Source organism: Brooklawnia sp. (assembly GCF_049651565.1).
Taxonomy (GTDB): domain Bacteria; phylum Actinomycetota; class Actinomycetes; order Propionibacteriales; family Propionibacteriaceae; genus Brooklawnia.
The window spans coordinates 1-5,650 of sequence record NZ_JBASCI010000155.1 but is presented as its reverse complement, the minus strand read 5'-3'; the positions used below and the strand labels follow the sequence as shown (position 1 = coordinate 5,650).

The 5,650-nt window shown below is 70.1% G+C and carries 4 protein-coding genes and 1 pseudogene; 1 reads left to right on the top strand and 4 read right to left on the bottom strand.

The annotated features are described in order from the left end of the window. From WBL05_RS07235 to WBL05_RS07220, 4 genes are all read right to left on the bottom strand, one after another. Positions 1-3,516 (bottom strand): DNA polymerase III subunit alpha (locus WBL05_RS07235; protein WP_424224798.1); only part of this gene is annotated, 3,516 nt, incomplete at its 3' end. Then, entirely contained in the window at positions 3,509-3,799 is a 291-nt protein-coding gene (locus WBL05_RS07230; protein WP_424224799.1) for an SAV_6107 family HEPN domain-containing protein, read from the bottom strand. The genes WBL05_RS07235 and WBL05_RS07230, both read right to left, overlap by 8 nt. A 47-nt stretch (positions 3,800-3,846) precedes the next feature. Continuing rightward, on the bottom strand, positions 3,847-4,206 hold the full coding sequence (locus WBL05_RS07225) for a DUF6504 family protein (RefSeq protein WP_424224797.1): 360 nt from the start codon (positions 4,204-4,206) through the stop codon (positions 3,847-3,849). A gap of 106 nt (positions 4,207-4,312) precedes the next feature. Beyond that, positions 4,313-5,035, bottom strand: a complete 723-nt coding sequence (locus WBL05_RS07220; protein WP_424224795.1) for a glycerophosphodiester phosphodiesterase — start codon at positions 5,033-5,035, stop codon at positions 4,313-4,315. Between the two features lie 267 nt (positions 5,036-5,302). Here WBL05_RS07220 and WBL05_RS07215 point away from each other — a divergent pair. Further along, positions 5,303-5,650: pseudogene (locus tag WBL05_RS07215) on the top strand (hypothetical protein); the annotation flags it as partial.

Here is a 5,650-nt window from a genome sequence, read left to right as displayed (position 1 = left end):
GGCCAGCAACGAGACCCCGCGTGGGCCGGTGCGTCGCAGGTTGCCGCGCACCACCAACAGCCAGGACGAGAAGACGGTCGCCGCATAGGGGCCTTGGGCGTCCTCGAAGAAGGTGGCGTCGACCGGGCCGACACCATCGTCGAGGGTGAGGAAGATGATCCGGGTCCCGGACCGGACCGGCGGGGTCTGAGTGGCGACCTTGACCCCGGCCACCAGCAGTTCGCTGTTGTTGCGTCGGTTGAGCAGTTCGGTCGCGCGGGTGGCCCGGCAGGCGTCGAGGAAGCCGCGATAGAACTCGATGACGTGCTGGCTGGCGTCCAGCCCGAGCACGTCGAGTTCGACGGCCAACTGGTCGGCCCGGCTCATCTCCGGCAGCCCGGACGCGACCACGTCAGTGGGCCAGTCGGCGGGTTCGTCGTCGGCGGGCTGGTCGAAGTCGAGGGCCAGTTGCACACCCTGCAGGCTGTCGCGGGCGCGGACGGACACCACCTGGCCGACGGCCTGCCGGGCGGCCTGCCGGGCCGGGTCGTCGTCGGCCAGCGCGCCGGTCAGTGGTGAATGGTCGGTCGCCGGGCGCAGGCCCTTGGCCCGCCGGGCGGTGCGGGCCTCGACCTGGCCCAGGCGTTTCAGGTCGGCCAACCGCAGCAGCAGGTCGCGCCGGGTCACCCGGGTGTCGCTGATCTGGGGGCAGCTGACGTCGATGCCATAGAGCGCGTCGAAGGCACCCACCCCGATCAGGTTCTCCACCACCGGTGCATCGACCTGGGCGCGGGCCCAGAAGTCGGACAGCGAGGCGTACGGCTGGCCGGCCTCGATGCGCAGCACCTCGGCGGCCGAGATGCCCTTCACGTCCGCCAGCGACAGCCGGATGCCCCAGTCGGATCCGTCGGGCAGGCCAGGCGGTGGCCGGAACCCCTCCCCCGGCGCCGATTCATGGCGGGGCACCGGTTCAACCCGGTAGCCGGCCCCGGATGAGTTGACATCCATGCCCAGGATCTGCACCCCCATCCGGCGGGCCTCCTCAACCAGCAGCCGCTTGGGGTACATGCCCGGGTCGTGGGTGAGGATGCCGGCGATGAAGTGGGCCGGCCAGTACCGCTTCAGCCATGCCGACTGGTAGGTGGGCAGCGCGAACGCGGCGGCGTGGGCCTTGCAGAACCCGAAGGACGCGAACGAGGCCAGCACCTGCCAGATCCGTTCGGCGATCGGCTCGGGGTAGCCGCGCAGCCGGGCCCGGGGCACGAACCAGTTGCGCGCCTGCTGCTGGCCCTCGAAGTCGCCGAGCGCGCGGCGGACCTCGTCGCCCTTGGCAAGGCTGCAGCCGGTGACCACCGAGATGATCTCGATGATCTGCTCGTGGAAGACCACCACCCCGCAGGTCTGTTCGAGCACCGGGGCCAGGCTCGGGTGCAGGTAGCGCGGGGTGGTCCAGCCCTGCCGGGCGTCCAGGAAGGGCACCACCATGTCGGACTTCACCGGCCCGGGCCGGAACAGCGAGATGTCGATGATGATGTCGTCGAAGGTCTCGGGCCCGAACTTGCCGATCAGTTCACGCTGCCCGGGTGACTCGATCTGGAAGCAGCCGAGCGTCTGGGCGTGGGCGATCATGTCGTAGACCGCCGGGTCGTCGAAGGGCGCCAGGGCGTCGACGTCGGGCACCTGTTCGGGCCCGCAGGTGCGCTCGATCTCGGTCAGGCAGTAGGCGATCGATGACTGCATCCGGATACCGAGGATGTCCAGCTTGAGCAGGCCCATGTCCTCGACGTCGTCCTTGTCGAACTGGCTCATCGGGAAGCCACCGAAACTGGCCTCGACCGGGGTGCGGTCACCCAGGCCGGCGTCGGACAGGATCACCCCGCAGGGGTGCAGCGCGACGTGTCTGGGCAACCCGTCGAGCGATTCGACCAGCTCGAACAGCACCTCCAGCCGTTCCTCGGCCAGCCCGGCGGCGCGCAGTTCGGGCAGGTCGCGCAGCGCGGCCCGGGCGTCCCGGGCGCGGATGTGCGGGAACGACTTGGCGATCGCATCAACCTCGGCCGGCGGCAGCGACAACGCCCGCCCGACGTCGCGCACCGCATGCCGGACGCGGTAGCTCTCCAGCATCGCCACGCAGCTCACCCGGTCACCGCCGAAGGTCTCCAGCACGCGCGCGTAGATCTCGGTGCGCCGTTCGGATTCGACGTCCAGGTCGATGTCGGGCAGGCCGTGGCGCAGCGGCGAGCAGAACCGCTCCATGATCAGCCGGTGGGCGATCGGATCGACCCCGGAGATGCCGAGCAGGTAGTTGACCAGGCTGCCCGCACCCGACCCGCGGGCCGCGCACCTGATACCCATCTGGCGGATCATGTCGACCACCTCGGCGACGGTCAGGAAGTAGGACTCGTAGCCGAGTTGCGAGATCACGTCCAGCTCGTCGTCCAGCCGGCGCAGCAACCCCTCGTCAGCCGCCGGGTAACGGGCGGCGAGACCGGCCTCGCAACGGGCGCGCAGCACCCGCGGCGCCTGGGCGCCGGTGGTGCCGAACTGTTCGAACTCGGGCAGGTGCACCTCACCCAGGCCGATGTCGGCGACCGGGTCGAGTGCGCATTCACCAGCCACTTCGATGGTCTGTGCCCACAGCCGCCGGCCGTCATCGGTGCGTCCGGACGCCCGCGAGATGCCCTCGGCGACTGGACGCATCAGCTCCCCCGGCTTCAGCCAGCCCTCGGCGTTGCGCCGGTCGATGGCCCGCGAGTCGAGTGCCATCAGCCGCCGGGCGGAGTCGAGCACGTCGCAGGTCATCGCCTGCCGTCGTTCGGCCATCCGCACCTGGTTGGTCAGCACTGCGGCCACCCCGTGCTCGTCGGCCAACCGCAGCAGCCGGGCGGCCTGCCGCAGGGACGCGGGCTGCTGCCCGCCGACCAGTTGGTCGGTCACCGCGACCACCAGCCGCTGGTGACCGACCAGGGCCTGCCAGCGGGCCAGTTCGATCTCGGCGGCTGCCCGGTCGTCGGCGGTCGCCGCCATCCCCAGCTCGGAATCGGCGCCCAGCATGACCATCAACTCACCGTCGGCACAGTACTGGCCGATCAGTTCGGCACTGGCCACCGGTGTCCCACGCTCCCCGGCCAGGTGGGTCGCGCTGATCAGCCGGCAGAGCCGTGCCCAACCGGCCCGGCTGCGGGCCAGCACCACCACCCGTGGCAGCCCGAGCGCCCGGTCGGTTCCGACCTGGTTGGCCCGCCACAACTCGCTGCTCGGCCCACCCTTGGCGGCGCTGGGTGGGCGTCCCAGCCGGGCGGCCGGGTGCCGCGGGCTGAACCCGGTCGCCAGGTCTACCCCGACGATCGGTGCGATCCCGGCAGCCAGGCAGGCCTTGGCGAACCGCACCGCCCCGTACATGCCGTTGCGATCGGTCAATGCCAACTGCCCCATGCCCAGTTCGGCGGCCCGGGCCACCAGGTCGCTGGGGTGTGAGGCGCCGTACTGCATCGAGTAACCCGAGGCCACCCGCAGGTGGACGAACTGGTCAGCCATGACCGACCCGCACCGCTGACCGGCCCAACTGCTGGTCGACCAACTCGAGGAAGACCCCCAGGTCGCGCAGCAGGTCGTCGACCTGCCGTTCGCTCCACCGGTGCTGCCCTTCGAGCAACGCGAAGTAGGACGCCCACTCGGCGAACGCCGGTAGTTCGGCGGCGAGCCTGGTCCACAGTGCGGTGGGTTCGACCACTGCCGGCACGCCGCGCCGGCCGGCCAGCAGTGCACCAGCACCGTGTCTGGCCGCCAACAGGCAGGCCTGCACCCGGGTCGCCATCATCGCGTCCACCCTTCCCTTCTCGTCATCCGGCTACCCCACCCAGTCGGTCAGTCGATCACCGTTCGCAGTCGCCAGTCGGAGCCCCGACAGGCCAGTTCATAGATGCCCACGTCGGCACCCGCGCCAGCAGCCGCCTCGACTCGCCACACCGTGCGGTCGCCGAGCAGGTCACCGTCTGGCAGCTCGGGTTCGCGAGGCGGGCCCGGTTCACCCAACTCGTTCGACCACCTGGTGGCCGCGTCCTGACCGCGAGCCCGGCGCACCCTCGGGTCGTCCCACCAGGCGCCCGCCTCGACCCAACGGCGCTGCACCGCGAGCACCCGCCACAGCCGGGCACGCCAGATGAACTGGGTGGGTGCACAATCAGGCGACACCCGCACCGAGATCGGTTCGTTCCGGACCCGCATGGCAACTCCTGAGAGCTATTCGAACTGCTGTTCGAAGGGCTTTCTACTATGCCTCAGCAGGCCATGTTCGTCAAGGTCATCGAAGAAATTCGTCCTCGTCGTCGAATCAGCCGGTGGACAGGGCGCGGCGCGCGATCTGCGGCACGTTGGTGACCACCGCGTCCGCGCCGATGGCGGCCAGCGCCCGGATCGCCTGTGGATCGTCCACCGTCCACGGATGCACCCGCAACCCCGCCTCGTGCGCCGCGGCGATCAGCCCGGCGTCCACCGTGGCGGCCATCGGGTGCAGCGCGGTTGCGCCGAAGCTGGTCGCGTACAGCCACGGCCGTACCATCGGCTCGACGTACAGGACGCCGCGGCCCACCCGGGAACCCAGCTCCGCGAGGCGTTGCAGGCTGAGGTGGTTGAACGAGGAGTACCAGACCTGGTCGGTCAGCCCGAATGTGGTCACCAATGACTCGACCTGTTCCTCCATGCCCGGATAGCGCTGCGTCGTGTTCTTCAGCTCGATGTTGACCACCCGGTCGGTGCCGTGCACCAGTTCGAGCACCTCGGCCAGCAGCGGGATCGGCACGCGGGCACAGCCACTGCGGCCGTTGCTGAAGTCGTGGCGGCGAAGTTGCCCCAGCGTCAGGTCGGCGATCGCGCCCGAACCGGTGCTGGTCCGGTCGATCGACTCGTCATGGCAGACCACCAGCACGCCGTCACGGCTGCGCTGGACATCCAGCTCGATGCCGTCGGCGCCCTGGGCGAAGGCGAGTTCGAAGGCCTGGATGGTGTTCTCCGGGGCGTCGAGCGAGGCGCCGCGATGGGCCCAGATGCTGGTCATGGATCGAACCTAACAACCCGCGAGATCGCCGCCCGGACGGTTGGCCGGCACACCTGGCTGCGCCGTGAATGCCCTGCCCCTACCACACTCTGGACCTCAAGTCGAGCTTGCAACGCTTGGCCTGCGCACAGCGAGCCCTCAATACTCAGTCGCGATTGGTTACCCGCACCAGCTTCACAAATCCCAAGGGGAACAACGATGCTCCACTCGCGACGCCTGCTCGTCCTGTTACTCGTTCCGATACTCGGACTGGGAGCCTGGTTCGGCGTGGATCGGTGGGCGGACGCGACCCGCGCCGCCAACCAGGCGGCCGGCCCGTTGGCGGCTGACCCCTCGACCACCAGCCCAACCGCCAAGCCGTCGACGACCCGGCCCAGCGCGAAGGCCACCCCCTCCAGCGCCAGGCCATCCAGCACCGCGCCAACCATCCAGCCGCGCCCGACCCCGCAGGTCGTCCAGGGCTGGATAGAGAACGTGGAACCGGTGCAGTACTACGTCGATCCGGATGCACCGGCCCCGGCCACCTCGGGCCCGACGGGGCAACCCAGCGCCACCACCAGCCGACCCGCCCCAACATCCGCGGCCACCTCGGGGCCGGACGACGATCCAGCACTG

Coding starts and splice junctions, on each gene's coding strand:
- WBL05_RS07230 (WP_424224799.1), bottom strand. CDS start 3,799: ATGATGGCGACCCGGGTGCAGGCCTGCCTGTTGGCGGCCAGACACGGT.
- WBL05_RS07225 (WP_424224797.1), bottom strand. CDS start 4,206: ATGCGGGTCCGGAACGAACCGATCTCGGTGCGGGTGTCGCCTGATTGT.
- WBL05_RS07220 (WP_424224795.1), bottom strand. CDS start 5,035: ATGACCAGCATCTGGGCCCATCGCGGCGCCTCGCTCGACGCCCCGGAG.